Consider the following 26,272-nt stretch of genomic DNA (forward strand, 5'->3'; position numbering starts at 1 on the left):
GCAGGGTCAGGGTCAATCCCTTCCGCCGCAGTACCCGAAACGTGCTGATCAACGCGCTGCCTGCGACAGATCGGATGGCCTGTGCTCGAAGACGAAGCCGCGCAGTGCCAGAAAGCGCATAACGCCGACCGCCGCCAGGATGGCGATCACCGCGCAGATCTGTGCGATCTCACCGAGGCCGGGTGCCCAGAATTCGAGACCGGCCAGCGCTGCGGTGCTGATCAACAGGCCGATCAGCGCCAGCCCGCCGCCTTCCCACTGTGCGGTGAACCAGCCGACCCGTCCGGCCGCGTGGAAGGTGAGTTGCCGGTGCAGTTCGTTCGCGATCACCGTGCTGACGATCGAGCCGCCGATATTGGCGACCAGCGGGCCGATCCCGTTCATGGCCATGAACAGCAGGATGTAGGCAACGTTGCTGGACCCGCCGACCAGGGCGAAGCGGATCAGCTGGGCGAAGGCGTGATCACCGCCCAGATACCGCATCACGCGGGCGAGTCGGTCGAGCCATTCCGTACGCAGCATCGGGTAGTGGCCAGCATCGATAGTCAGATCGATGCCATCGAGGATCGTCTTGTCCCCGTACGCCTTCCACAACCCGGAAGCTGCAATTGCTGTGCTGTTCACGTGAACACTGTCGCCAGCCCGGCTGATGCCGACCTGACGCCAACCTGACACGCCCACTGACACACGCCCGTACCGAGAACTGGAGCCACGAGGAATTCCTCGCCGCAGGCCGGCAGCGCGAGGTTCCCGGCCAGAAGCGGGCCCATCACCATGTATCGGGCGGGACCCTACTTGCCGGCTTCAGCATGCGCCCGCTGGCGGTATCGCCAGGTGAACAACCCACATCGGCGAATCCGTGACGTCGATAAAGGCGGATTGCGGCCAGATTGCCGACTTTGACCGACAGGCCGACCTCTCGGCCGTTTGCCCAGTGCAGCACTGCACGGATCGCTGCGTCGCCGACACCTCGGCCGCGGGCGAACGGCGCGACCCACATCGACATGAGTTCGACCGTGCCGGTGTCCACCGTGTCGGCACTGACCATGCCCGCCGCAACTCCGCGCCAGCGGATGATCACATTGAACGCAACGTCGGCCAACCGCGCACGCCACCGCGCTTCGTCGTCGCCGCGACCACTCCAGTCGGCGAGTGTCGACCCGAACGCCTCCGGTGCGTCCCGCAGAGCCTGTCGGCGGAGCCGACGCCATATCGGCCAGTCGTCGGGTCCGAGCACCTGCACATCTATCACGTCACCCCCTCGTGTCCGCTTGTGCTGCCGCAAATGCCGCGGGTCTGCCGACGATATCCAGCAGAGGGCCCACCGAATTATCTGGTGGCATCGACGTCGGAACATCGTGGCCAGGCAGGTGGATTCCGGCGTCGATTCCAACCTGCACACTTGGGCCTTCTCCGACGACCCCGAGGATCGCCGTCACCGCCGTGCGTAATCGCGCGGAGAAGGCGTCGTCGGACAGCGGCGAGGACCTCGACGTCGTCCTCATGGGCGGCGGCGCCACCATCGGCTCGGCACTCGCCGGTGCAACGCAGCGTGACCCCGACGTCGACGGCGACCCACGTGACCTATGACGTCGTTGTCTGATCCCCCGATGAATACACCACGTCATCCGAGCCGACAAGATCGGTAGGAGCCTGCGAATTCGGGGTGCGGGCGCCCGTTGGCGAGCAGAATGGCGGAGACGGCACAAGTAGGGAGGTTTCATGGAAACCCATACCGACGAGATCGCCGAAGATATCTACCGCATCTCTACCTTCATTCCCGAGGTCGGGCCGACGGGCTTCACCTTCAACCAGTTCCTTGTCGATGCCGAGGAACCGTTGTTGTTCCACGCCGGTATGCGTGCGTTGTTTCCGCTGGTGTCCGCGGAAATCGCGCGGATCATGCCGGTGGAACGATTGCGCTGGATCACCTTCGGTCATGTGGAAGCCGACGAATGCGGAGCGATGAATCTCTTCCTCGCTGCCGCACCGCATGCGCAGGTGGCGCACGGCGAGCTCGGCTGCCTCGTCTCGATCGACGATATGGCGGATCGGCTGCCGCGTCGGTTGGCCGACGGTGAGGTCATCGATCTCGGTGACCGTCGAGTACGGCATCTGGATACTCCGCACGCACCGCACAACTGGGAGGCGCGCGTGCTGTACGAGGAGACCACCGGCGTGCTGTTCTGCGGTGACCTGATGACCCAGCTGGGAAGTGGCCCGGCACTGACCGATTCCGACCTGGTCGAGCAGGCGGCCGTCGCGGAGGACGTGTTCCACGCCACCTCGTTGGGGCCCGCCGTGCCCGCCACTCTGAATCGGCTGGCGGAGTTGGAACCCACCACGCTGGCGATCATGCACGGTTCCAGCTTCATCGGAGACGGGGCCACTGCGCTGCGCAATCTCGCTACGGTCTACCAGGACCGCTTGGACTCCTGATCGCCCGGAAGCTCACGGCCGCAGATGTTTCCGTGCAGCTCAGGGCATCTGAGAATGCCGATGGCGGACATCGACGATCTCAGCACCGCCGCAGTGCGGGCCGCGGGCTGACCCGGGCGGACGAGGCCGAGACTGTGCGCTTTACGCAGCGCCGAGATGCGATCGCGCACACCGAGTTTGCGGTAGATGTTCTCGGTGTGCTTGGACACGGTCGCTTGGGTGATCGCGAGTCTGGTGCCGATGGCGCGAGCGGTCAGCCCATCACATAGCAGAGTCAGGACCGCGAGCTCACGCGGAGTGATCTTGTGTTCGGCGGGGTCCCCCGGTCCCGCAGGCTATGTACTCATCCGCGTCGAAGGCTACGCGCCGCACTACTGACCCGAGAAGATTCCATTGGCGACCCATGGCACGACAGCATGCGTCTTTCGGGCCATCCGTCAGCGATTGGCGGTATAGAAAGTTCCCATGGCTCGCATCGGCGTCACCGGACATATGAACATCGCTGCCGACACCGTCGCGTTCGTGTACGACGAGATCAGGAAAGTCCTCGCCAGACAGGGAGACCCCGACGATCTGGTGGGTGTCAGCTGCATTGCGCGCGGCGCTGACTCGGTATTCGCCCGGGCCGTGCTCGATGCCGGTGGACGGTTGGAAGTAGTGCTGCCGTCGACGAATTATCGACAGCGGAAGGTGAAACCCGACCACGCGGTGCTGTTCGACGAGCTGATCGCACGCGCCGATACCGTGCGCGTCATGGACTTCGACGACGCCGGGCGCGAAGCCTACGAGGCCGCCAACGAAGCCGTGCTGTCATCCTGCGATCGGCTCCTCGCGGTATGGGATGGCGAGGCTGGTAGCGCTGGCGGGACCGGCACGGTGGTCGCGCTGGCGCGAGCCCGTGACGTGCCGGTGGAGATCGTTTGGCCGGATGGAGCCGAGCGCGAGTGAGGTGAATCCGCCTGCCTCATCCGATGTTTCGAGCTGACCGCAATAGCCGCAACTGGCCGATCTCAGTGGCGTTCTTCATCAGCTCGGCATTTACCCATGCGATGGTGTGGGCTACCGATTTTTCGGGGTCCTTCTGCCATGGAAAGGCGGTTGGCGCATCCAGATCGGAAGTCCGATTTGTCGCACGAGGCTCAGCCGAACAAACCGGCGCGCGCCGCGGCCAGAGCCACCGCCGCGGCCGCGTCGGCGGTGCTGTCGTCCACTGGCTCACGGGTGATCAGCACGCGGAAATAGATCGGCGCCACAAGAGTTTTGATCAGCTCGACGGGGTTTGTGCCAGCGGGGAGTTCACCGCGTTCGACCGCGCGCGTCACGACCGGGAGCGCCTTGCGGATGCGGTCGCGGAAGGCATGGCGCGTCGGATCGGGCGGCGCGGCGTTGGACAGCATGACAGCGAGGACCGCCCGGCCGGACGGGCTGCTGATCCACGCGACCAGACTGCGCGCCAGCGCGCGCAGGTCGTCCTCGACCGAACCCGTGTCGGGGATGGGGATTTCCGCTTCGACGCTGTCGGCCAGTGCATCGGCGATCAGTTCGTCCCGGTCGGCCCAGCGCCGGTAGACGGTGGTCTTGTGCACACCGACGCGCTGGGCGACGTTCTCGACGGTGAATGCGGCGTACCCGTGCTCGCTCAACTCGTCGACGGTCGCGGCGAGCACGGCGGCACGAACCTTCGGTCCGCGTCCGAGGGGTGCGGTCATTGCAACTCCTTGTTGCGATATCAGCTTACGGCAGGCATGCTGACAATATCGCAACTTGATGTTGCGATATGAGATGGGAGTTCCGATGTTGTCGAAATCCGTCCGGGCCGCGGCGCTGCTGTTCCCCGGCCTGCTCGCCGGTGCGTTCGGCTACGGCGCGGTGAACGTGCTGTACGCGTTTCGCGAAGTGCCCCTTGATGTTCGGTTCACTTTTCATACCGCGCTGATGCGCGTCAACGGCCCGGTGATGCAGTCACTGATGGGTCTCGCCGTCCTGAGCACGCTGATCCTGGCGGTGCGGTCGAAGTCATCATCGCGGTGGATCGCGGCGGGCGCCTCAGCGCTGACGTTCATCTCATTCCTGGTGACCCGCTTCGGAAACGTGCCGATCAACCAGCAGATCAAACGCTGGGCGGTAGGCACGCCCCCCAGCGACTACGCCGACATCCTGCGACGTTGGGAACTGTTCCATTTCACCCGAACCGGCTGCGCACTGATCGCATTCATCCTCGTGATCACCGTCGTCGTCGGATCCACCCCGCCCCGCGACGACGTCACGCGCCCCCGCTCCGCCGCCGATGAAGCCCCGGCTGAGGTCGCCGCAACGACCCGGTGACGACACCGCCGTCGGCGGCGGCCCCGGTATCGCGTCCGGGGCCGCACACGAATCGTTAGGCCAACCCTCGATTACCCGCCTCGGCGAGACCGCCGATTTCGGCGAGTCCGGTCAAGGCCTGCGGTAGAGGGCCCTGGTGCAGGACACCGAGGCGCTGGGTGGCGCGGGTCAGGGCGACATAAAGTTCGGCTGCGCCACGTGGCCCCTCGGCGAGGATTCGTTCCGGCTCCACAACCAGGACGGCGTCGAATTCCAGGCCCTTCGTCTCCGAGGCAGGCACAGTGCCCGGCACACCCGGGGGCCCGATCACGATGCTGGTGCCTTCGCGACCGGCTTCGTCGCGGACGAATTCCGCTATGGCATCGGGCAATTCGTCCGCGGACACCTGCCTGGACCACGGCTGGACGCCGCACGCGCGGACCGACTCCGGTGGCTGGACTCCCGGCGCGAACTCGGCAAGCACCGCGGCGGCGACGCTCATGATCTCCGCCGGGGTGCGGTAATTCACCGACAGCGACCGATAGACCCAGCGGCCGGGCACGTACGGTTCGAACATCGTGTCCCACGATGTCGCTCCGGCCACCGACCTGCGTTGCGCGAGATCGCCTACCACCGTGAAGGATCGGCCCGGGCAGCGCCGCATCAGGACCCGCCAGTCCATCTCGGACAGCTCCTGGGCTTCATCGACCACGACGTGTCGATAAGTCCAATCCCGGTCCGCGGCAGCGCGTTCGACGAGTTCACGGGTATCACGCTCGAGGAAGCGCTCGGCGAGGTCCTCGGCGTAGAGCATGTCCTGGGCGAGCAGGCCGATGTCGTCGTTCAGGTCCTCGCGCTCGATGAGAGTGTCGAACACGCCCTCGGCGTACTCGGCCTGGGCTTTGCGTTCCTGCTCGACGGCGCGCGCGGCGGCCTCGTCGGCCGCCTTGTCGCGGCCGAGCAGATCGACCAGCTCGTCGAGCAGCGGCACGTCCGACACCGTCCAGGCTTCGCCGTCGGCGCGCCACAGGGACTGGTCGGCACCAGCCGCACGCAAGCGGTCAGAGGACGAATACAGCTGTGCCAGAAAGGTTTCCGGTGTCATTATCGGCCAGAGTTCGTCGAGTGCGGCGGTGAACTGGTCGTTGTCGGCGAGTTCGGCGAGCAGGTCGGTCCGCAGGTTCTCCCATGCTTCGCGGTCCTTCCTGGTCAGCCAGCCACGACCGATCCGGCCGATCGCCCGTTCGGTGAGCACGTAGGTGACGATCTCGCTGAACACCGCGCGGGCCTCGTTGTGCGGCAGTCCGCTCGCGCGGGCCTCCTCCCTCGCCCACTCCGCGGTCTCGGTGTCGATCCGCACCATGACGTCTTGCAGTTCGATCGGCACCGGATGCGCCGGCACCCGCTGACGATCGGCGATGGCCGCCGCGAGCACGTCCAGGATCTTCAGCGAGCCCTTGAGCCGCGCGGCATCCGGGGTGTCCTCGGCGGTGACGCGCAAACCGGGCAGCAGATCGCCAGTGGTCATGAACACGACATTCGTCTCGCCCAGCGACGGCAGCACGCGGCCGATGTGGTTGAGGAACGCCGGATTCGGCCCGACCACGAGCACACCGTGGCGTTCCATCCGCTCCCGCTGGGTATAGAGCAGGTATGCGACGCGGTGCAGCGCCACCACCGTCTTCCCGGTGCCCGGTCCGCCCTCGATCACCAGCACACCCGGGTGATCGAGCCGGATGATCCGGTCCTGTTCGGCCTGGATCGTCGCCACGATGTCGCGCATCCCCGCACCGCGTGGCGCATTGACCGCCGCGAGCAAGGCCGCGTCCCCACGCTCGCCATCACTCGGACGGCCGAGCACCTCGTCGGTGAAATCGACAACTCGACGTCCGTGCGTGTGGAACTGGCGGCGTCGGCGCATGTTCTCGGGGGTCGCGGCAGTGGCGACATAGAACGCCCGCGACGCCGGAGCCCGCCAATCGAGCAACAGCGGCTCGTACTCGTTCTCCTCGTCGAAGATGCCGATCCGGCCGATGTAGGAATGTTCGCCCGAAACGGTGTCCAACCTGCCGAAACACAGCCCGTTGTCGGCCACGTCCAGCCGCTTCGCCTCCCTGGCCAGTGTGCGCACCTCGACATCGCGTTCCATGGGTGTTCCGCCGGTTCCCCGCAACGCCGCGGTGTACTTTCCCTTCACGCGCGCGCGTTCGGCGTCGAGCCGCGTGTAAAGCCCGGCCACGTAGTCTCGCTCGGACTGCAATTCGTCTTCGTACCCCTGGGTCGCCATATGTCCCTCCCTTTCTCGGCTCGACGGGCTCGCCCCATACGTCGACAGCAACACACGCAATTCGCGACTCCCATTTCCGCAGGTTCTGGCTTCGGCCAGTGATTCTGCGGTACGACCGGGGTCTTGCCGCAAGCCCCCGGGTGCGCTATAGATTGAATATGGAAGGGAGTCTCCTTCCATTCGTCGGTCCGCTATGACGGACAAAATCCTCGCCGTCCTGGTCGCGTTGCCAGACCACGCCCTGGACGCGGCAGTCCGCATGCTCGAGCCATTCGGTGCCACGCGGCCAGTAGCCGTCGGCCTCTCGACGATCTCGCCTGGCTGGAGCACGGTTACGTCGATCCCCCCGCACCTCTATTGCGACGCCGGAACCGCCCTGTGGCGCACGCTGACCGACACCGGCCGGCTCTGCGGCGCGGCTGCCGAACCCCTGCACCGCTTGCGCCTACTCGACGTCGTCGGGCCGGAATGGATTTCTGAGCCCGATACCTCGCCCCTGCATCGAGTGCTGCGAAGGCGTCCTACTTCATGAATTTCAGCAGGCCGAGTTCCGGTTCGAGTGCGCCGTCCTGGCCGAGCGCCAGGAAGTCTGCTTCTACGGCCGAGCGGTCGAGTTTTCCAGCGCGCACCGCGCGGTAGCGCACGAACGACCAGAGGAAGACGTCGAGGTTGTCGAAGCGGGTGCCGCCTTCGAGCACCTCCTCCTCGTGGAACCACACGGCCACTTGGCCGTTGGTGAGTACGACATACAGATTGCCGCCGCCGTCCACACCGATCGAGTAGACATCGTCGTCGGTCACCTCGGTCGTGTAGTCCGAATCGATGATGCCGCAGTCGTTTCCGGCGAAATCGAACCCGTAGGACCAGTCGAAGATGTCCAAGAACTGCGGCAGCAGGCCTGACCGCACCCGGCGGTCGAACGCGGCCAGCGCCGCTGCGTCCGCAGGAGCCAGGCGCGTGAGAAACGGTTCCACCGGTCGGGTCTGCTCGGGAAGCTGGACGGCTTCGGTAGCGGGGAACCAACGCGCCAGGTCGGTGTCGAGGCCGCAGTCGGTGTAGCCGACCAGGTCGGCGAGGGTAAGCGTCACGCACGGATTGTAGAAGTACCTCCGCGCTGTCGATACACGAGAGCCTGTGCGGCACAACAGGCCAACGGTATTACGTCGGAGGTAATCGACGGGCCACATCGGTGCGGGCATGGTGGCAGGTATGAACGATCTCGGGACGACCACCACCCGCACCGTCGTCGAAGAGTTGCTGCGCCGGATCGGTGCGGGCGATCCGGACGCCACCGCCGCGCTCTACGCCCCGGTCAGCGACTGGAAGCTGAATTGGCCGGAGAACGAGCACAACCGACCTGCCACCCCGTGGATCCGGCACCGTGCCACACGCGCCGACGCGGCCGAGCATTTTCGCGAGATCGCTCGCCACCACGTGCCCGAGCAGGTCGGCACCGTGATCGAACGCATCCTTGTCGACGGCCCGGATGCGGTGGTGCTCGGCGAAATTCGCCAGACCGCCCGCCCCACCGGACGCCCCTATCGCTCCCGTTTCGCGCTGCACCTCACCATCGAAGACGGCCTCGTCACCCGCCATCACGTCTACGAGGACAGCCTCGCCGTCGCCCAGGCATTCGACACACAGCTACCCGAGCGCGCTCAAAGCGGCTCGAGCGCACCATAATTCCGCACATCGCTCTGTCCGAAGCGGCCATACAAAGATCAACGCACCGAGAACATTTCGCCCTGCGGCTTCCCGCCACGAGCGCTACCAGACATCGAGGATCGCTGAGGCCACGTGAGCGGCCTGGGCCGAGCCGGCCTCGAAACAGGCCGCCCACCGGGTACGGTCGGCGAAGTCGGTGCCCAAAGCTGCGCTGCTCGCCTCATCGGGCACGATGTGCGCCTCAGCATTTGCCACACTGGTTGGGAAAAGATGACCGAGGGGCTCGATGACTACCAGCGTGTCGGCACCGGTGACGAGGTCGGCGTTGATGCCGTTACGGAATCCCCCATCCAGATAGTGCCTGCCATTGATCTCGACAGGAGTGGTAAGGCCAGGCACGGCGGAGCTCGCCGCCGCGGCCAGATACGGCGCCAACCCGTCGGCCGAGGTGAAGACCACCGGCTCACCGGTCTCGACATCGATGACGGGAATGCGCAGCCCGCCATGCGACCAAGAACTCGCACCGACCAGGTCACGCATCCGGTCGACGTGCACGCGTGCCGGTCCCGCAGCCGCGGCCATCGCAAGACGGCCGATCTGCCTGCGCAGTTCGGCCCGGCGCCTTTCCTCCGGCTCATCGCCCGCGGCCCGCGCCAACGCCATCGCCTGGCCTACCACCTCCGAATCGCCCCTGGGCGGTCCGGATTCCGGCTGCGCCGCACGGGTAGCCAGATCGGCGAGATCCCGCCCGGAGGTCAGCACGACCGCCGCGATGGCACCGGCCGAGGTACCGACAATCGTGTCGGCATCGGCGAGATCAATGCCTGCTCGGCGCAGACCGTGCAGGAACCCGATCAGCCAAGCAGTGCCGACCACACCACCCGGCCCCAGCACGACAGCCCTGATCTCCCCAGTTCGCATGCAACCACCCTATACAGTCGAACGATCACAGCAAGAGTGGTGATTTTCCTGAGAAAATATGCAGGCCAAGGTGTTTCGCAGTCATCACAGCAGGCGCCGCGCAGCTACCCGACGGACAAGTCTCGCTCGGCACAGCAACGGAATTGCCGCGCCTTATCGGCCTCGCACTCAGGGGCTGAGCTGCCCGATTAGCCGGTCGTTGGTCGGTCGTTGGTGAGTCCGCACAGAGTTGGTGTCAAGCCGTCGGAAGAGCCGACACCGATTCTCACGAAGGACATCACCATGAAAATCAACCACCGCGCCAACGCCGTTCGCCGTCTGGTCCCGATCGCCGCGGCCGTGCTGACACTCGGCACTGTCGCGGGTGGCACGATGATCTCGGCCGCCCCGGCATCCGCGTCACCGAGCTACGACTGCCCGGGCGGAATGTTCTGCGGCTGGGACGGTGCCAATGGCACGGGCAGCATGCTCTTTCAGTACGACGCGGGCTGTTTTCTGCACGACATCGGCAATGGCGGCGTCGGCGACCGTTTGACCTCGTACTGGAACCGCACCGGGGTAACCGTGGCGGTGTACAACTGGACGGGCGAGCGCTGGCAACTGCTCGCCTCCGTCGCGGACAACGCTCGGGGCACCCTGCCATCCAGCGCGGACAACAAGGCCGACGCGGTGGAGATGTGCCGCTGAACCTCGCCTGTATGTGAGTGCGTAGTGCCCCCGGGAACGTCGCACTCACATACCCATTTCACAGGTGGCATCCTCACGAATTCCCGTCGGCTGGATAAAGACTCACGATCAAGGGGTACGAAGTCATCACGGAGTGTGTTGTAGCGGGATAGCATCAGTCCGATTCCCACGCTGTCGAGGGCCGCGACCGCCGGGACGCACCTGGAACCATGCGACGCCCACAGGACGGCCTCACAGATGCACGAAGATCCCGACCTTGCCCAAGCACAGGTCTTCTTGGAAATACTGACGAATCGGGCCGAGACGCTGATTCGTGAACTCGGACACGCCCACCGCCTGCACCCGGCATCCCGCGAAGAATTAGTGGTTGAATTGCGCGCCATACAGCGATTCATCGACCGGCTGCACCGCAGGTTCCCGGAAACCTGCCCTGGTCGCTACGCCGGTGAATTGCGGCGTTGATCGTCGGCGAACTGCCTCGGGGATGCAGCAAGAGATACCGGTGAAAAGCCATGTCGCGAACCGGCTTTTCGAGAAGCGTGTGCTTGGCTGAATTCGTGCGGAAACGGACTTGGCTTTCGGTTACCGGTCTCGTGCTCGTGCTGCTGTGGGGCGAGTGGGAGAACTGGCGCGCTTCCCACCGGCTCGTGGGATCGGTCACGGGCGCCTCCGAGGCCCCATCGTGGTTCTCGGCTATCGCAACGCGGGCACACGCGCGAACATCATGAACCGGTGGCGCGTGCGAGCCGGTCTGCGGTCCATCGACCCGACCGCGGTCAGCAGTCGACTCGTGCTCTGTGGAGGGGCTTGCGCGGGTCCGCAATCCGAGGCAGCCCTGATGGCCCGCTACGCCACGGAGACGTGCGGATACAGCGGCGAGCTCGTCCTGGAAGATCAGAGCCGGACCACCTGGGAAAACATCAGTTTCGCGATCCCGTATCTGAAGGACAGCGACCGGATCAAGATCGTCTCGATTCCCCTGCACGCCGAGAAGGGGCGACAATATCTCGCCCAGCAACGCCCGGAGCTGGCGTCACGTCTGGTGCGGGGAGCGGATTATCGGTTCGGTGAGTGGATGGCGGCAAAACCAGTACTGGCCCTCTACGGCCTGTGGAAGGAAGCTCGCGACCGTACACGGTGACCCACGTGCCGGCCGAGCGGCACTTCAGGATTCACGAGAGCAGTACGGCTCTGGCGAGTTGGGCGGGCGTTCCCGTGGTCGTGTCGACAATCGTGTCGTAGGTGAAGCCGTGGTCGTGAACCGTGCGGAGATGTCCCCGCGCCAACCCGATTTCGTTGCCGCGAGCCAGTTCTCGCTGTTCCGCTACGGCCAGCGGACACGTGACGCGGACCAGCTGGACGTCCAGTCCGGCCAGCGCATCCAGCCACATCGGCAGCAGATCCGGGGTCAGCAGCATCTCGTCTATGACCAGATGATCACCGCCATGGGCGAACTCAGCAGCCGCGACGCATGCGGACCGCAGCATCCGCAGTCCGACACGGCCATAACGGATGACCACCAACGGATGGTCATCCGCGTCGCGGCCGCCAGTGCGGTCGTACCAGAATCCGTCACGGCTGAGCGGGCCGCCGCGTCCACCGCCCCAATTCGGCGGCACCAAGCCGAACAGGGTGTCGATTCCCCAGTAGACAAACGGAATGTCGCTCTCGTCCTGGATTGCCCGGGCCAAGGTGGTCTTGCCCGCGCTCGATGTTCCGTTGAGGAAGATGACTCGACTGGGGAGTTCAACGCTCCGCATACCACTCCTTGCATTTACTCGGCTACCGCACCTCGTGTACTTCGGATGATCCGAGCGATTTCTGGTGGCCGTCCGTTCTGAAGATTGGCCGCGAAGGGCAGGGGAAAGTCGCTCGCGCGCATCGCCGACACGGGCAGTCGCTGCCGAACCGCCTCGTGGAAGTCGGCCTTTTGCCCCAAGCCGACAAATCTGTCGGGGCACATCGTTAACCTGCGGACATGGTCAGACCTGAGTCGGCAGTGCGCCGCCTGCTGCGTGAAACAGGAAAACTGTTGCAACCGTATGGGTTTGACGGCGCCGACCCCAGGTGGATACGGGTCGAGCCGGGCGGTGTCGCCTCCGTCGGCCGCACCCGAGTTTCCCGCACGTGGACCAGCGGACAGCAGGTGCTCGGATTCGGCCTGGAGCTGAGCGCCACCCCGACGGCCTGGTGGGAATTCCGCAACTGGCGCAACTCACAGCTGGGCTTACCGCCCGCACCGCTGGAAGAGGCCACCGGCCCCGACCTGATCAATACCCGAACCCTGCCCGACGAACTGACCGCCTTGTGGTCCTTACGGCTCGACCCGGAACAATCCGGCCAGCACGTACTGCAAACCGACATCGACACCATCCGCACCGAACTGCCCCGGCGCGTACACGCCTACGCACGCCGCGCATTACGGCTGGTGGAACCGGACCGCTACCTAGACGAATTGCTCACCCATCCCGACCCGCACAGCGGCACCTGGGAGGCGATCGTCGTCCTGCTCGCCGATCACGGACCGGGACCACAACTCGACGACGCATTCGGCCAGCTCCGAACATGTTTCGCGGAGCGACATGCCTCGGCCTACGCGGAAGATGTCATCGGGTACGCACAAACCCGAGCGGCCCTGCTGCACTGAGGCCATTCGAATGTCCTCGACCGCCAGCCATGGTTGGCCGGGACATTCCGGTGTATCGGCAGGCGCAGGCTGTTTGTGGTAGGCATCGTCGCGGATAACCTGGACGCCGCGCCACCCCCAGTAGACGCAGTGGCGCTGCATCAGCCCGTCGGCGATCTCCATCACCTCCACGAAGTCCATTTGCTCGCCAGGGGTGTCCGGCGCGGGTATTCGAAGATCATGGTGCGCGCACCGTCAGTCAGATAGCCCGTTCGGCAGTAGGTGCGCAGCGGCGGTGTGCGTGCGGCGACTTGTTCGAGGCCCGATCGCGGAGAGTACGCGCCGGAGATCGCTAAACTGCTGATCGAGTCAGCAGTGGTTCGCGTTGCGTGTTCATCGGCGTCCAGCTCGACCGGCCGCGTGGATTGCTGTCCCGTCGTAGGGAGGTGGTGCGGTGTCTGTTCGTCGAAGCGTGCTGATAGCGGCGGTGCTGTGCGCCCTGCCGGTGCTGGGTGCGCCGCAGGCGCAGGCCTACCCACCGAGTGCGGGCAGCGGCGGTTGCCGCCAGGGCGGTCTGATGACCGGCCGGTTGGTGCCCGGCACAGGTAGCGCGGGGCAGAATATCCGGCGTACGGCCACACTGCGGGAGTGCGTCAGCTCGTTGCTTCCGGGTATCGGCTCCGGACAGTTCGATGTGACCATTCCGTGGAACGCACCCGGTACGCCCAGTTCGGCCCAGTTCACATGGTCGGATGGCAGCATCAGCCCGGCGACCGGGTACGGCAATGGCCTGTGGTTGATCACCGACGGTCCAGCGCGTGGTCATGCGATCCAGGTGATTGTCGCCGATACGTGGAACGGCTGGTATTACAGCTTCGCCGATGTGCCCGTCACATCGGCGATCTTCCAATCCTGAGCTCAGTGCGCGCCGAGCACATCGAGGATCATCGGACGCGCCGACGCGAGCGCTTGCTGCCAATAGGGCCAGGTGTGCGTTCCGTTGATGATGTCGAAGCGTGCGGGGATGCCGAGTTCCGCCATTCGATCACGCAGCATCTGGGCCGACGTCAACGTCATCGCTTCGAGGGCCATCGCATTCACCGTGTTGCCGAGTCCGTACGGCAGGTCGAGCGGTCCGGGCTGGCCATTGCCGGTGGAGACGTAGACCGGCAGCCCGCGCAGCAATTCTGCCTGGTTGGTGGCATCGTTGCGGCTCCAGGCGGGGTCACCGGCCGGACCCCACATATCGTCCACGTTGAAGTTGCCCTCGTCCCACATGGCAGCGCGCATCGCTTCGTTCCAGAGCGGAAAAGTCGGGTGCACGAAGCCGGAAAATGATCCGGCGAACTTGAACTGGTCGCGATGGTGGCCGGCCAGCGTCAGCGCGGCATTGCCGCCCATAGAGGCACCGACGATGGCGTTGTTGGTCGGCGAAACGCCGAACCGCGCCAGGTATGCGGGCAACTCCTCGGTGAGGAAGGTTTCCCATTTGTATGTCGTCTGCTGACCATTGGTACTACTGGGTCGGTACCAGTCGGTGTAGAAGCTCGAGCGACCGCCGACCGGGAACACCAAAGTGACGTTGTCGCCTGCGAATTGGCGCAGCGCGTCGGTATCGCTGACCCACTGACTGTGATCGCCGGGCGCGCGGAGACCGTCGAGCACATAGACTGCCGCGTTCCCGCCCCGGGCCGCCCACTGCACCTGGACCTTGATCGGCCCCATGCTCGACGGCACGAACAGGTCCTCGTAACCACCCGCGGGGGCGCGCAATCTTGGTGTGGCGGTGGCAACCGCCGCCCCGATCGACGACAGCAGAACAGCTGCGGCCAGCACAGCGCCAGCCTTGCACAGCCAACCCCAATGATTTCCAGACCGTGCTGCACCCACCCGCACACCTCCTACCGATCGGAAAGATCATCATAGTTTGCGCGACAATCGCTCTCGCCTCAGCTGACTGCCTTCTTCACGAGCGCGCCGAGCCGTTCCTCATCGGCGGCCGTCAACTTCGTCAGCGCGAAGGCGGTCGGCCACATGGTGCCTTCATCAAGGGTCGCGATGTCGTTGAAGCCGAACGTCGCGTACCGCGACTTGAATTTCTCGGCGGTTTGGACGAAGCAGACGACCTTGCCGCCCATGGCATACGCGGGCATACCGTACCAGAGTTTCGGCGTAAGAGCTGGTGCGTTGGCTTTGACGATGGCGTGGATCCGTTCGGCCATGATGCGATCCGATTCTGCCATCTCGGCGATCTTGGCGACCACGTCGGCTTCCCCATCCGCCTTGGCCGCCCGCGAGCCGCGGCGCGCCGCGGTCTTCAACTCCTGGGCATGCTCCTTCATCGCGGCCCGCTCTTCTTCGGAGAATCCGACGGAGGCCCGGCTCTTCGCGGTGGTTGCCTTGGTGGACTTCTGCGCTTGGTTCATTGTCTTTTCCTCCGTGATCGTCTCGCTGGGGACGTTTCCAATGCTGGGGAGCCGACCTCACGCCGGGCTTCTTCGAAACTGATCAATCGATGCGATCCGAAGATTCGCTCGGCGGACGGAGTGCGTCGCGGATGGTGTCGCGGAGCCAGCGCTGCGCCGGGTCGGCGTCGAGGCGGGCGTGCCAGAGCAATCGCACTTCGACTTCCGGGAGGGGTGCGGGGATCGGAAACCAGCGAAGGCCGAGGGACTGGCCGTACTGTTCGGCGAGCCGCTGCGGGACGAGTCCGACGTACTGACTCGACGCGACCAGGAGTGCGGCGAGGGCGGAAGTAGGCACGACGGCGGCGACGTGGCGTTGCAAGCCCGCGGCGTCGAGTGCGTCGTCGAGTGGCCCGCGGGCACGACCACGGCGGGAGGCCGCGACGTGGGGATGTCGGCACAGTTGCCGCAATGTCGGGCGGCGGCCCAGTGGGCTGTCGGCGCGGACGATGCCCACTATTCGTTCGCGGTACAGCACAGCTGACCGCATGTCGGGAGCGACGATTTCGCCCGCGCCGATGTCCAGATCGACCGAGCCGTCGCGCAGGGCCTCGATGCTCTCGCTGCCCTCCGCGACGAAGCGCAGCGTCACGCCGGGGGCGATCGCGGCCGTGGCATCGACCGCCACCGCCGCCAGGGTCGCGGCCACACCGTCATTGATGCGAATTGTGAAGGTGCGCTGCAATTCTGCGACCGTGACCTCGCGATCGGCGCTGATCAGTGCCGACGCTTCGTCCAGCAGGGACCGTACCCGCGGCGCGGTGCGCAACGCGAACGGTGTCGGAGCCATCCCACGACCGGCACGCACCAAAATTGGATCGCCCATCGCCCGCCGTAACCGGCCCAAAGCCCGGCTGGTCGCCGGGATGGACAGATGTAGCCGCTCGGATGCCGCCGTTACGCTGCCGTCCTGGAGCAGGGCATCGAATACGCGCAGGAGGTTCAGATCGAGCTGCTCTGGCACAGTTGCATCTTACGCAATAATTAGTTATGGAAGTTGCGTGGCACGGAGATTGCCCACGTCCATAACGTCGTGGCCATGCAATTCAATGTCCTGAATCACGCTCCGGACCTGCCGACGCGTCCGGCCTCGCAGCGCGGACTGCTCGCGGTCATCTGTGCCTGCGTCGTACTCGTCGTCGGCATGGTCGCCGCGATCAATCTCGCCATCCCACTGCTCGCTGCCAGCGCACTGCGTCCATCCGCGTCGGCCCTGGTCTGGATTGTCGACACCTATGTGATCGTCTTCGCCTGTCTGGTGATCCCCGGCGGGGCGGCGGGAGATCGCTTCGGGCGCAAGGGAATTCTACTATTCGGACTGGGCCTGTTCGCGCTGGGCGCGCTCGTGTCGGCAGCGGCACCGAACGTGGCGTTCCTGCTCGCCGGTCGGGCGGTCACGGGAGTCGGCGCTGCTGCTGTACTGCCCAATACACTCGCCGTGCTGCTGCATGCCGTTCCCGCCGAGCGCAAGAGCGCGACTATCGCGGTTTGGGCATCGATGACGGGTATCGGTGGAGTCGTCGGCAATGTCGGTGGCGGGGCGATCCTTTCGGGCGGTTCGTGGCGTTGGCTGTTCGCCGGTGTCGTGCCTATCGCGCTGGTGCTCGCTGCTCTGGTGGGACGGATCGCGCCGGTGTCACCGCGCCATGACCGACGGCTCGACCCGCTCGGCGCGGTATTGCTCGTCGGTGCGTCGGTCGCGCTGCTGCTCGGCATCGTCCAAGGGCCAGAGGCGGGCTGGGACAGTGCGATCGTCATCGCTGGATTCGCCTGTGCCGCAGTGTTGTTCACCGCATGGACGATTATCGAGGTGAAAGTCGAACACCCGCTGCTGGATCCGCGGTTGTTCCGCCTCCCAGCCCTCCGCAGCGCCTGCCTCGGCATGACGGCGGTCTTCTTCGGCATGTTCGCACTGTTCTACGTCAACGCGTCGTTCCTGCAGTACGGCAAGGGATTCGGCGTACTGCAAACCGGCCTCGGGATCATCCCGCTCACTGTCCCGATCATCCTCGGCGCGAAGCATGTCGGACGACTGTCACAGCGGATCGGGCTCGACGCCACCACCGCGCTCGCATTCGTATTCGTCGGCGGCGGACTGCTCGGACTGTCCACGAGCCACGTGCAGACACCCTATGTCGAATACGCCGCGTGGCTCGTCGTAATGGGAGTCGGTGTGGCGCTGGCACTTCCGACATTGTCCGGTGCGATCGCCGGGGCGCTGCCGCCGGAGCAGGCCGGGGTCGCGGCCGGATTGCAGTCCACCACCCGCGAATTCGGCAGCGCCCTGGGCGTCGCCGTCATCGGCACGGTGCTCACCGCACGATTCGTCGCCGCACTACCGTCGCAGATCCGCGCCGACCACGATCCTCACACCGTAGCCCAGGCACTCGCCATCTCCGACCGCACCGATGACGTTGTCGCAGCGTTCATTTCGGGTGCAGACAGCGGATTCCGGGTGATCGGCCTGCTCGTGCTCGTCGCGGGTGGGCTCGTCGTGCTGCAATCGCTACTGTCCCGACGTGGATTCGCTCCTGAAATCGGACCACATTCATAGGCCGAAGGCTAACTGGTGGTATGGGGTGTCGGGCCGTATGCGGTGCGGCCCTTGCGGGCGACGAGGGCGGAGCGGAGATACCACAGTCCGCTGGGTTCGGCGGGGTCGAAGCCGGTGAGCTGGGCTATCCGGCGGAGTCGGTAGTCGACGGTGTTCGGGTGGACGCACAGTCGGCGGGCGGCGCGCGTTCGGCTCAGGCCGGTGTCGATGTAGATCTGGAGGGTTTCCAACAGGTCCGGGTGTCCGTGCACTGGGGTGAGCCGGTTGACGAGGGCGTCGCGGCCCAGCCCAGGGCGGGTCAGTTGATATTGCAGCGCCAGTTCGGTGAATCTGTATGCGCCGGGCGCCAATTCGAGCTGTTGCACGGTGTCGAGAAGTTCGTGGGCATGGCGCGCCGCGGTTGGCACCTCGTCGGGGCGGGCGGCGATGACGGCGACGGTGAGCGGCACCTGTGTGGCCGAGGACATCCGTTGCACCAAGTCGTCGAGTTCGGGATCGGCGGTGGACGGGACGAGAATCGTTCCGCCGTCGACGGATAACAGCGACAGCGCCGTTCCTCCGAATATGGTCGCGAGTGCGGCTTGGAGGCGGCGGAGCTTACGACGCGCGACGACTTGTCCGTCGAGTTGCGGATGGCTCTCATCCGGATGCGCCGGAATCGCTACGGCGAGCACCGAGTACTCGTCGGCAATCGGTAAACCGCTTTCCCGCGCCGCCGTGGAATCGAGATGACCGGCGAGCAACGCCGAGGTCAGGCTGTGCGCAGCGGTCTGATGCTCGGCGGCAACGGCCTTGTGCTCGAGGACATAGGTCTTGCTGACGGTGGCGGTAATCAGTTTCGACAACTCCAGCACCGTAGCGATGCCCCTGACGACGCCGAGTACGTCCGCCGGACCCGTACGAGCGAATATCAGGTCCAGTCCCACTTTGAAGCCCTCGTGAACCGCATGCAGAACGGTATCGACGGGGATCCCTTCACGGGTACATCCGGCGGCCGCGATCGCGAGCCGGTCGGTCTTCGTCGGCAGCGCGTGCCCGTTCACGCACTGGATCAGCCATCCCAGGCAGATACGGACCACGGCCTTCACATCGCGAACCAGCGTTTGTCCCGGCAGCGCGCCGCACTGTTCGTCCGATTCCGCGAGATGTGCCATCACCTCGCGGGTCAACCTGTCGATGTCGCGCGTGGACGGCGTAATCGGCCGATCCAGCCCGTTGCGTTCGGGCCGAACGAGACTCTCGATCGTCACGTATGACCTCCTACCGGCTGCCTGCTGTGTCAGAAAACGTTAAACCGAGCGGTAGCTCACCTTCTACTCCTCTTTTAACAATCCGCAACGGCCGCAATCACAGTCGGCTACCAGGCATAATGCTGATTCTCGCGCGACGTCGAGGAGCGCTCACCGACCAATAGATGGGGAGTTGCTCACTTTTGATGCCACGACCTCAGGCCGTCCTGGCCTTGATTTCAGCCTCGACCATCGCCGTGATCATCCGCGCGGTCATCTCGATCGCCTCTTTGCGCTCCCGGCTGTCGACCTCGAGCGCCGATGCGCGGAGCACCGCGGCAAAACCGGTGTTGATCAGCACGAAGGTCATCACGTCGTACTCGTGATCGTCACCGGGGCCGAGCAGCTGGATCAGCAGCAGCTTGACCAGCAGCCGCAGCCGCGGCTCGAATTCGGGAATACCGCTGCTGTAGAACTGGACTCCAGCCACCAGCGCGCGCACCAACGGGGCGTTGGCCACCAGTTCGTCGGTGATGACTTCCAGGATGCCGGTGATCATTTCCAGCATCGGCTTGTCCGACAGCCCGAATAACTGCTCGGTAAAGCGCCTTTCGACGTTTTCGAGCAGGCGCCTGAGCAGCTCTTCGACGATGACCGAGCGGTCGGCGAAGTACCGATAGACGGTGCCGATGCTCACCCCGGCCTCGGCCGCGATCCGGTTCGTCGAGGTGTCGGCGATACCGCGCTCCCCGAAAAGCTTTGCGGCAGCGTCGAGTATGTGTTCTCGGGTCGCCCTGGCGCGTTCCTGTGTCGGACGACGGCGCTGCCCAACGGCTTTCGCCGGCATCGCACCCTCCTGCCGAATTGTCCTGAGAAGATGAGCGTCGCTCAGTTTAACGGCGGCATCAGTTTTCATGCCACCAATTCCCGATCCGACGACGCCGCTATGAGGTGGAATGTGGTGGAGTCACAAGGCCGATGGAGGTGCGATGGTGGTCGGTCGGGTACCGAAGAGTCGTCTCGCGCGGGGCGGCAAGGTGGGCCGATTGGTTGCGGGACAAGCCATGCGTGAAGTCGGCACCCGCCTGTCGATGATCGGGCGCACGGAACAGGCCCGGCAGCTGCTCGCCGAACGGTCCACCCTGCGTACCGCACAGCAACTGGTCACCGTGCTCGGCGCCATGAAGGGCGCGGCCATGAAACTCGGGCAGATGCTGTCGGTGCTCGATGTCGATCTGCTGCCGGAATCGCATCGTGAGATGTTCCGCGACAAGCTCGCCGAGCTACGCGATCAAGCGCCCGCATTTCCGTTTCCGGCAATGCGGCAGGTGATCGAGGACGATCTCGGGCCATTGGCGCGGGCCTTCGCCGACTTCGATGAGACCGCGATCGCCGCGGCCTCGATCGGCCAGGTATATCGCGCGAAGTTGCACGATGGACGCACCGTCGCGGTGAAGGTCAAATATCCGGGCGTGGACGAGGCCGTCGAAGCGGACATGCGCAATCTAGCGATGATCAGCAGGCTCTGGAGATCCATTCTGCCGAGCGCCGCGGATACCGATGTGCTCGACGAAATCGCCCGCAATATCGGCAGCGAGCTCGATTACGTGCGCGAAGCACAGACACAGCATCGCGTCGCCGCTCGCTACCGGGACCATCCCTTCATCACGGTCCCCGACAGCGTCGAGGAACTCTGCGGACACCACGTTTTGGTGACGGAGTTCGTCGACGGGAAGTCGTTTCCGCAGATCCAGGACCTGCCCGCGGCCGAACGCGATGAGATCGGCGAGCTGATCTATCGCTTCTATGTCAGCTCCCTGTTTTCGGATTTCGAATTCTGTGGTGACCCGCATCCGGGCAATATCATGCTCGCCGCGGACGGTCGCGTCGGCTTCGTGGATTTCGGGCTCTACAACGATATGGATCCGGTGCATGTCGAACTCGAGCGCGCGTGTCTGCAGGCCGCCGGTGAAAATCGGGCCCAGGACCTTTATGAGGCGTGGGTGGGCCGCGGCATTATCGACCCGGACTCGGACGTCACGGCAGCGGAATGCCTGGAGTACGTGTGGGCTGCCGCGGGCTGGCATCTGACCGACGAGGAAATCACGGTCACTCCCGAACTCGCCACCGGCGCAGTGGTTCTCGCGGTCGACCCAAGGGTCGCCCAGTTTCGCGGTATGCGACAACAGTGGCTCCCGCCGGAACATGTCTTCTCGCGGCGAGCAGACCTGTTCACTCTCGCCGTATTGGGCCAATTGGGGACCACGAACAACTGGCATCGGATCGCCAGGGAATGGCTCTACCACGAACCTCCGGCAACCGAGATCGGACGGGCGACAGCGCGGTGGCGCGCCGACCGGTGACACCTTGGTGGTGATCCGGTCCACCTTGGGGGCACGAGCTCAGCACTCGGGGACCTGATATCGGCGGGCGATGCGGCGGACAGTTAATCAAGTCACCGCAACCGAACCGGAGCCCCCGATGTCGATCACCAGCACCATCGCCACCTCGGCGGAACGTCGTGCCACGGTCTCGACCGAGGACGGCGTGGAACTCGCGGTTCGTGAATACGGCCCGCGAGACGCCGACCTCACCGTCGTCCTGCTGCACGGACACTGCCTGCGCACCGCGTCTTGGACCTACGTCCGCCACGCGCTGGTGCGCCAGTACCCCGGCGCCCGGATCGTCTGCTACGACCACCGAGGCCACGGTGATTCCGCCGCGGCCTCCCGGCGGACCTACCACCTCGAGCAGCTCGGCAACGACCTGCGCGACGTTATCGACGCCGTCGCCCCCACCGGGCCGGTCGTCCTGGTCGGCCACTCGATGGGCGGCATGACGGTGCTCACCTACGTCAGCCAGAATCCGCACGAGATCGGCACGCGCATCACCGGCGTCGCCCTCATCGCGACCGCCGCGAGCGGCATCGCCGACGCCGGTTTCGGCCGTCTGCTGCGCAACCCGGCCGTATCCGCATTCCAGGCGGCCGTCCGACGCGCTCCGGGCCTGATGCACCACGCGAAGCTCATGGCCTGCAAGGTCTTCGCCCCGATCATCCGGACCGCCGAATTCGGCGATCGCAAGGTGAGCTCGCGGGTGCTCGCCCTCGCCAACGCGATGCACAACGAGACACCGATCGTGACGATGGCGAGCTTCCTGAGCGCCTTCATGGTCTTCGACCAGACCGACGCCCTCGCGGTCCTGTCGAAGATCCCGACGTTGGTGCTGTGTGGTAGCGCCGACCTGATGACGCCGCCGTCGCATTCCGTCGCGATGGCCGCCGCCGTCGAGTACTCGGATTTCGTTCTGGTCGACGGCGCCGGGCACTCGGTGATCCTCGAGCAGCCGAGGAATGTCGCCGAGGCCATCGGCCGTCTGATGACGCGTGTCGGCGGGGTCGCGGGCGTGCGTCTCACCCTCGTCGCGTAGTCCGCTCAGGGCCGCGAACTGAGATCGCTGCCAGCTCCGCCCACTGCCCGGTGCTTCGCGATTCTTGATCAGTCCGAGTCACCGATGGGAAAATGGTTGGGCGTGACGGCATCCGGGCTGGTAGCGTGCCGGAGACCGTGACATCGCGCGAGGAGGTGAGACCCATGAACGCTGTATCCATTGGGTGCTCCCCTTCGGGTTCACGGTCGGGCGATTGAGGTAGGTGTCGCCGGGAGTGCCGCCACAAGGCAATCCCGAAAGGCAACAACCAATGCATTTCACCTCGCAGACATCGTCGAACGGTGTCATCGAACGCGACTTCATTCTGGGTGAGGTCCCCGGCGTGCTCTGGTCACCTGAGTCCGGGGCGGCGGGTGCACCCTTGATCCTGATGGCGCACGGCGGCGGCCAGCACAAGAGAGCCCCCGGAGTCCTCGGCCGCGCCCACCGCTTCGTGACCGCCTGCGGTTTCCATGTCGCCGCCCTCGACGCGCCAGGACACGGCGACCGGCCCCGGACGGCGACCGACGAACAGCAGGTAGCCGCCTTACGGCAGGCTCAGGCGGCGGGCGAACCCATCGGCCCGATCGTCGTCGCGATCCACCTCGACCTGGCGGCACGTGCCGTACCCGAGTGGCAGGCGACCATCGACGCTCTCCAGAAACTGCCGGAGATCGGCACCGAAGCGCCGATCGGCTTCTGGGGCATCATGCAGGGCACCGGGATCGGTGTGCCGTTGACGGCGGTCGAACCCAGGATCAGCGCCGCGGTCTTCGGCTGCCTCGGGCACGAAACCCTGACCGAGGCGGCGGCACAGATCACCGTCCCGATCGAATTCCTGCTCCAGTGGGACGACGAACTCGTCGATCGCCGATCCGGGCTCGCTCTGTTCGACGCCTTCGCCTCGAAGGAAAAGACGTTGCACGCCAATGCGGGCGGACACGCCGAGGTACCCAGGTTCGAAGTCGACAGTGCGGTCCGCTTCTTCGCCCGGCATCTCGGCCCGGACGGCTCATCGCCGGCCTGACGTAACGGGTATCGGCGACCGGCTTCGTGCCGGTCGCCGAGTCAGGCGAGCGCGGCGGCGAGACCGAGGATTCGGCTCATCTCAGTACCCGACGGTGAAATGTTCGGTATCGCATGGGGTTTCGAGTTCGTCGAGGATTGCGACGGCGAGGTCTTCGGCCGAGATTCGGGATGCACCATCGGCATCGGTGATGAGGGTGGTGGTGCCGCGTCGATATTTTCCGGTTCGATGTCCGGGTTCGAGGAGGGCGGGCGGGCTGAGATAGATCCAGTTGGCCGGGTGTATTCGGCAGGCTTCGAGTTGCGCGACGCTCGCGGCGGCGATGGGGCGGATCGCGGGCGGCACATACTCCGGGCTGTCGATGACGTGCCGGTCTGCGCGTCCCGGGATCTGCAGTGGTGCGGCGCCGCCGACGACGAGGATGCGCGCTCGGACTGCCGCGGCAGCGTCGAGCAGCGCCGTCGTGGTTGCGGCGACAGTGTTTTCCTGCCCCGGCGCCGGACGGGTCGCCATCACGATCGCGTCGGTGCCGTCCAACAGTCGGCTCATCTGGTCGGCGTCATGTGCGACGGCGACCACTCCAGCGGGCAGCGTGGCCGGCCGCTCTTTCCGGAGTACGGCGACGAGTTCATGGCCTCGGCTCGCGGCTTCGTCGACGACGCGCGAACCGACCATACCTGCGGCTCCGACGATGGCAATCTTCACCGAGCTGTCCTTTCCAGGGTCGGAACGGGAAGTTGTCCCGCGACTATGGCGGCGAGCGAGAGCCCGAACCCCACGAGTTGGATCGGGCCGAGTGTCTGACCGAGCAGAACGGCGCCGAGCACGGCAGCCACCAACGGCGAGAGCAAGGAGAGAATCGAGACGGAGTTGACGGGCAATGTGGTGATGCCACGAAACCACAGGACGTAGGCGATCAGGCCGCCGATCAGACCCAGCCAGAGATAGCCGAGGACGGCGTCCGAGTCGATCGTGGGAGGTCCCCCTTCGAAGACGAAGGTGACGGGCGACAGGAACAGACCGCCCGCGGTGAGTTGCCAACCGGCGAAGGCGGTAGGACTCACCTCGGCGGGCCGTCCCCAGCGTTTGGTGAGCGTCACGCCGAGCGCCATCGTGGCCGCGCAGGCCAGACCCGCGAAGATCCCGATGACGTCGAGTGCCGCATTCGGCCCGATCACCACCAGGCCGACGCCGACGACCCCCATCGCACCCCAGCCGATCCGCCATGCCGATGGGCTCTCGTGCAGAACTGTCACGGCCAGGATCGCCACGATCAGCGGCTGAGCTGCCGCCAAGGTCGCGGCAACGCCACCGGGCAGGCGTTCGGCCGCGACGAACAGCAGCGGGAAGAACAGTCCGATATTCAGCACACCGAGCACCGCGGCCTTCCCCCACCACGCCCCGCGCGGCACCGTCCGGGTGACCGCCAACGCGATCAGACCGGCGGGCAGCGCACGCAAGAGTCCTGCGAACAGCGGATGTCCCTGCGGGAGAAGTTCGGTGGTAACGACATAGGTGGTGCCCCACGCCAAAGGCGCGAGCGCCGTCAGGGCGACGCGAGGCAGGTTTCCCTTCGAAGCACCGGAAACCCGCTGTGCTACTGAACTTTTCACACTCGCAGTCTCACCCGGTCGCGATCAATGAGTCCAACACATGTTTGTCACCGGATCAATCTCGATTCAAGATTGATCCCATGGAGCTCCAGCAGATGCGCTACGTCGTCGCGGTCGCCGAGACGAATAGCTTCACCAGGGCCGCCGAACGATGTCTGGTAGTCCAGTCCGCCCTCAGTCACCAGATCGCGCGCCTGGAACGCGAACTCGGCGCGCGACTTTTCGAGCGCACCAGCCGCCGGGTGCGGCTGACACCGGCCGGTGCGGCGTTCCTCCCCGCCGCTCGTCAATGTCTCGACGCCGCCGAGCGCGCAGCCGCTGAGGTCGCCGCGGCAATCGGCGAGATACGCGGGCGGCTCGCCGTCGGCCTGATCCCGACCGTCGCCGCGGTCGACATCCCGGGTTCACTGCGCGATTTCCGTCGGCAGTACCCGCAGGTGCGCATCGACCTGCGGGTGGGCGCGAGCGACGACCTCATCGAACAGGTCAGGGACGGCGCCATTGACGTGGCCTTCCTCGGGCTGCCGACCACCGCGCGCCCCCAAGGCGTCGCCGTTCACGAACTCGCCCGTGATCGACTCGTCGCCGTGGTCGCCCCGGACCATCCCCTCGCCGCCGAAACACTGGTCGACCTGCACAGACTTTCATCCGAGGTTTTCGTGGACCTCCCAGCCGGGACAGCCGGGCGAAGCCAATCCGACCAGGCCTTCGCAGCCGCCGGTCTCGACCGTGACGTCGCCTTCGAAGTGACCAGCGCCGACTACATCGCCCGACTCGTCGGGCCGGGTCTAGCCGTGGCCATGCTGCCCGCCGCCTACGCGCCCCAACTGACCGGCGTTGTCACCATCGAGGTCACCGACGCGCCGGCCCGGGTCGAGTACGTCATCTGGAGCCGCGCAGGCGGCACACCCGCGGCGACCGCCTTCCTCGCCGTTCTCGGCATCCCGGCGCACACCGGCGACTGAACCATCAGCCGCATGTTCCACAGCCCACATCCTGGGACATGCCCTTGCATTCGGAACAGTT

The 26,272-nt window shown here is 65.5% G+C and carries 31 protein-coding genes; 16 read left to right on the forward strand and 15 right to left on the reverse strand.

Annotated features, from left to right (window positions below; all coding sequences use genetic code 11):
* Nucleotides 1–48: 48 nt before the first annotated feature.
* Nucleotides 49–522, reverse strand: a complete 474-nt coding sequence (locus ACZ60G_RS25850; RefSeq protein ID WP_465813382.1) for a GtrA family protein — start codon at nt 520–522, stop codon at nt 49–51.
* 247 nt (nt 523–769) lie between these two features.
* Nucleotides 770–1,252, reverse strand: coding sequence for a GNAT family N-acetyltransferase (locus ACZ60G_RS25855; protein WP_465813044.1), 483 nt, complete (start codon nt 1,250–1,252; stop codon nt 770–772).
* A 191-nt stretch (nt 1,253–1,443) separates the two neighbouring features.
* Here ACZ60G_RS25855 and ACZ60G_RS25860 point away from each other — a divergent pair, with 191 nt between their 5' ends.
* Both ACZ60G_RS25860 and ACZ60G_RS25865 read left to right on the forward strand, forming a co-directional pair.
* The gene (locus ACZ60G_RS25860) at nt 1,444–1,590 is read left to right on the forward strand and encodes a hypothetical protein (protein ID WP_465813046.1); all 147 of its coding nucleotides are present in this window, start codon (nt 1,444–1,446) and stop codon (nt 1,588–1,590) included.
* Between the two features lie 132 nt (nt 1,591–1,722).
* Nucleotides 1,723–2,439 (forward strand): oxygen-binding di-iron domain-containing protein, encoded by a 717-nt coding sequence (locus tag ACZ60G_RS25865; RefSeq protein ID WP_465813048.1) that lies wholly within the window; start codon nt 1,723–1,725, stop codon nt 2,437–2,439.
* Here ACZ60G_RS25865 and ACZ60G_RS25870 read toward each other — a convergent pair.
* Nucleotides 2,415–2,741 (reverse strand): response regulator transcription factor, encoded by a 327-nt coding sequence (locus ACZ60G_RS25870; RefSeq protein ID WP_465813384.1) that lies wholly within the window; start codon nt 2,739–2,741, stop codon nt 2,415–2,417. The genes ACZ60G_RS25865 and ACZ60G_RS25870 overlap by 25 nt on opposite strands.
* A gap of 163 nt (nt 2,742–2,904) precedes the next feature.
* On the opposite strand from ACZ60G_RS25870, the gene ACZ60G_RS25875 reads away from it, so the two are divergent.
* Complete coding sequence (locus ACZ60G_RS25875) at nt 2,905–3,387, forward strand: hypothetical protein (RefSeq protein ID WP_465813049.1); 483 nt, start codon at nt 2,905–2,907, stop codon at nt 3,385–3,387.
* A 191-nt stretch (nt 3,388–3,578) separates the two neighbouring features.
* On the opposite strand, the gene ACZ60G_RS25880 is transcribed toward ACZ60G_RS25875, so the two are convergent.
* On the reverse strand, nt 3,579–4,148 hold the full coding sequence (locus tag ACZ60G_RS25880; protein WP_465813051.1) for a TetR/AcrR family transcriptional regulator: 570 nt from the start codon (nt 4,146–4,148) through the stop codon (nt 3,579–3,581).
* An 85-nt stretch (nt 4,149–4,233) separates the two neighbouring features.
* Between ACZ60G_RS25880 and ACZ60G_RS25885 the strand changes: the two genes are divergently transcribed.
* Entirely contained in the window at nt 4,234–4,764 is a 531-nt protein-coding gene (locus ACZ60G_RS25885) for an anthrone oxygenase family protein (protein ID WP_465813053.1), read from the forward strand.
* A gap of 55 nt (nt 4,765–4,819) precedes the next feature.
* Here ACZ60G_RS25885 and helR read toward each other — a convergent pair whose 3' ends face one another.
* The gene (helR, locus tag ACZ60G_RS25890; RefSeq protein WP_465813054.1) at nt 4,820–7,030 is read right to left on the reverse strand and encodes an RNA polymerase recycling motor ATPase HelR; all 2,211 of its coding nucleotides are present in this window, start codon (nt 7,028–7,030) and stop codon (nt 4,820–4,822) included.
* A gap of 193 nt (nt 7,031–7,223) precedes the next feature.
* Here helR and ACZ60G_RS25895 point away from each other — a divergent pair, with 193 nt between their 5' ends.
* Nucleotides 7,224–7,562 (forward strand): hypothetical protein, encoded by a 339-nt coding sequence (locus ACZ60G_RS25895; protein WP_465813056.1) that lies wholly within the window; start codon nt 7,224–7,226, stop codon nt 7,560–7,562.
* Here the strand turns inward: ACZ60G_RS25895 and ACZ60G_RS25900 are convergent.
* Nucleotides 7,552–8,118, reverse strand: a complete 567-nt coding sequence (locus tag ACZ60G_RS25900; protein WP_465813058.1) for a hypothetical protein — start codon at nt 8,116–8,118, stop codon at nt 7,552–7,554. The genes ACZ60G_RS25895 and ACZ60G_RS25900 overlap by 11 nt on opposite strands.
* A 121-nt stretch (nt 8,119–8,239) precedes the next feature.
* Here ACZ60G_RS25900 and ACZ60G_RS25905 point away from each other — a divergent pair, with 121 nt between their 5' ends.
* The gene (locus tag ACZ60G_RS25905) at nt 8,240–8,713 is read left to right on the forward strand and encodes a nuclear transport factor 2 family protein (protein WP_465813060.1); all 474 of its coding nucleotides are present in this window, start codon (nt 8,240–8,242) and stop codon (nt 8,711–8,713) included.
* Nucleotides 8,714–8,797: 84 nt separating this feature from the next.
* Here ACZ60G_RS25905 and ACZ60G_RS25910 read toward each other — a convergent pair whose 3' ends face one another.
* Complete coding sequence (locus tag ACZ60G_RS25910; protein ID WP_465813061.1) at nt 8,798–9,616, reverse strand: patatin-like phospholipase family protein; 819 nt, start codon at nt 9,614–9,616, stop codon at nt 8,798–8,800.
* Between the two features lie 282 nt (nt 9,617–9,898).
* Here ACZ60G_RS25910 and ACZ60G_RS25915 point away from each other — a divergent pair, with 282 nt between their 5' ends.
* The 3 genes from ACZ60G_RS25915 to ACZ60G_RS25925 all read left to right on the forward strand — a co-directional run bounded on the left by ACZ60G_RS25915 (nt 9,899) and on the right by ACZ60G_RS25925 (nt 11,444).
* Nucleotides 9,899–10,303 (forward strand): peptidase inhibitor family I36 protein, encoded by a 405-nt coding sequence (locus tag ACZ60G_RS25915; RefSeq protein WP_465813063.1) that lies wholly within the window; start codon nt 9,899–9,901, stop codon nt 10,301–10,303.
* Between the two features lie 237 nt (nt 10,304–10,540).
* Complete coding sequence (locus ACZ60G_RS25920; RefSeq protein ID WP_387287862.1) at nt 10,541–10,765, forward strand: hypothetical protein; 225 nt, start codon at nt 10,541–10,543, stop codon at nt 10,763–10,765.
* A 262-nt stretch (nt 10,766–11,027) separates the two neighbouring features.
* Nucleotides 11,028–11,444 (forward strand): ElyC/SanA/YdcF family protein, encoded by a 417-nt coding sequence (locus tag ACZ60G_RS25925; RefSeq protein WP_465813065.1) that lies wholly within the window; start codon nt 11,028–11,030, stop codon nt 11,442–11,444.
* 31 nt (nt 11,445–11,475) lie between these two features.
* Here ACZ60G_RS25925 and ACZ60G_RS25930 read toward each other — a convergent pair whose 3' ends face one another.
* Nucleotides 11,476–12,063 carry a chloramphenicol phosphotransferase CPT family protein gene (locus ACZ60G_RS25930; RefSeq protein ID WP_465813067.1) on the reverse strand — a complete coding sequence of 196 codons (588 nt, stop codon included), beginning with the start codon at nt 12,061–12,063 and terminating at the stop codon, nt 11,476–11,478.
* Nucleotides 12,064–12,281: 218 nt separating this feature from the next.
* Between ACZ60G_RS25930 and ACZ60G_RS25935 the strand changes: the two genes are divergently transcribed.
* On the forward strand, nt 12,282–12,950 hold the full coding sequence (locus tag ACZ60G_RS25935; RefSeq protein WP_465813069.1) for a hypothetical protein: 669 nt from the start codon (nt 12,282–12,284) through the stop codon (nt 12,948–12,950).
* 433 nt (nt 12,951–13,383) lie between these two features.
* Nucleotides 13,384–13,845, forward strand: a complete 462-nt coding sequence (locus ACZ60G_RS25940) for a hypothetical protein (protein ID WP_465813070.1) — start codon at nt 13,384–13,386, stop codon at nt 13,843–13,845.
* Between the two features lie 2 nt (nt 13,846–13,847).
* Here the strand turns inward: ACZ60G_RS25940 and ACZ60G_RS25945 are convergent, their stop codons facing one another.
* From ACZ60G_RS25945 to ACZ60G_RS25955, 3 genes are all read right to left on the reverse strand, one after another.
* Nucleotides 13,848–14,819, reverse strand: a complete 972-nt coding sequence (locus ACZ60G_RS25945) for an alpha/beta hydrolase (protein WP_465813072.1) — start codon at nt 14,817–14,819, stop codon at nt 13,848–13,850.
* A 59-nt stretch (nt 14,820–14,878) separates the two neighbouring features.
* Nucleotides 14,879–15,355, reverse strand: a complete 477-nt coding sequence (locus ACZ60G_RS25950) for an iron chaperone (RefSeq protein WP_465813074.1) — start codon at nt 15,353–15,355, stop codon at nt 14,879–14,881.
* A gap of 82 nt (nt 15,356–15,437) precedes the next feature.
* Nucleotides 15,438–16,358: a LysR family transcriptional regulator gene (locus ACZ60G_RS25955; RefSeq protein WP_465813076.1), complete on the reverse strand. Its 921-nt coding sequence runs from the start codon at nt 16,356–16,358 to the stop codon at nt 15,438–15,440.
* Nucleotides 16,359–16,433: 75 nt separating this feature from the next.
* Between ACZ60G_RS25955 and ACZ60G_RS25960 the strand changes: the two genes are divergently transcribed.
* Complete coding sequence (locus tag ACZ60G_RS25960) at nt 16,434–17,948, forward strand: MFS transporter (RefSeq protein WP_465813078.1); 1,515 nt, start codon at nt 16,434–16,436, stop codon at nt 17,946–17,948.
* 8 nt (nt 17,949–17,956) lie between these two features.
* Here ACZ60G_RS25960 and ACZ60G_RS25965 read toward each other — a convergent pair whose 3' ends face one another.
* Together ACZ60G_RS25965 and ACZ60G_RS25970 are read right to left on the reverse strand one after the other, a co-directional pair.
* Nucleotides 17,957–19,198, reverse strand: a complete 1,242-nt coding sequence (locus ACZ60G_RS25965; protein ID WP_465813080.1) for a PucR family transcriptional regulator — start codon at nt 19,196–19,198, stop codon at nt 17,957–17,959.
* Between the two features lie 196 nt (nt 19,199–19,394).
* A complete protein-coding gene (locus tag ACZ60G_RS25970) occupies nt 19,395–20,093 on the reverse strand; it encodes a TetR/AcrR family transcriptional regulator (protein WP_465813082.1) in 699 nt (232 codons plus the stop codon).
* Nucleotides 20,094–20,169: 76 nt separating this feature from the next.
* Here ACZ60G_RS25970 and ACZ60G_RS25975 point away from each other — a divergent pair, with 76 nt between their 5' ends.
* The 3 genes from ACZ60G_RS25975 (at nt 20,170) to ACZ60G_RS25985 (ending at nt 23,633) form a co-directional block, all read left to right on the forward strand.
* The gene (locus tag ACZ60G_RS25975) at nt 20,170–21,540 is read left to right on the forward strand and encodes an ABC1 kinase family protein (protein ID WP_465813386.1); all 1,371 of its coding nucleotides are present in this window, start codon (nt 20,170–20,172) and stop codon (nt 21,538–21,540) included.
* Nucleotides 21,541–21,658: 118 nt separating this feature from the next.
* The gene (locus ACZ60G_RS25980; RefSeq protein WP_465813084.1) at nt 21,659–22,606 is read left to right on the forward strand and encodes an alpha/beta fold hydrolase; all 948 of its coding nucleotides are present in this window, start codon (nt 21,659–21,661) and stop codon (nt 22,604–22,606) included.
* A 271-nt stretch (nt 22,607–22,877) separates the two neighbouring features.
* A complete protein-coding gene (locus ACZ60G_RS25985) occupies nt 22,878–23,633 on the forward strand; it encodes an alpha/beta hydrolase family protein (protein ID WP_465813086.1) in 756 nt (251 codons plus the stop codon).
* An 81-nt stretch (nt 23,634–23,714) separates the two neighbouring features.
* Here the strand turns inward: ACZ60G_RS25985 and ACZ60G_RS25990 are convergent, their stop codons facing one another.
* Both ACZ60G_RS25990 and ACZ60G_RS25995 read right to left on the reverse strand, forming a co-directional pair.
* On the reverse strand, nt 23,715–24,338 hold the full coding sequence (locus tag ACZ60G_RS25990) for an NAD(P)-dependent oxidoreductase (RefSeq protein ID WP_465813088.1): 624 nt from the start codon (nt 24,336–24,338) through the stop codon (nt 23,715–23,717).
* Entirely contained in the window at nt 24,335–25,246 is a 912-nt protein-coding gene (locus ACZ60G_RS25995; protein WP_465813090.1) for an EamA family transporter, read from the reverse strand. Before ACZ60G_RS25995 ends, ACZ60G_RS25990 begins: the two co-directional genes overlap by 4 nt.
* Nucleotides 25,247–25,326: 80 nt before the next feature.
* Between ACZ60G_RS25995 and ACZ60G_RS26000 the strand changes: the two genes are divergently transcribed.
* A complete protein-coding gene (locus ACZ60G_RS26000; RefSeq protein ID WP_465813092.1) occupies nt 25,327–26,211 on the forward strand; it encodes a LysR family transcriptional regulator in 885 nt (294 codons plus the stop codon).
* Nucleotides 26,212–26,272: the final 61 nt, after the last annotated feature.

Source organism: Nocardia sp. NPDC102475 (assembly GCF_055584605.1).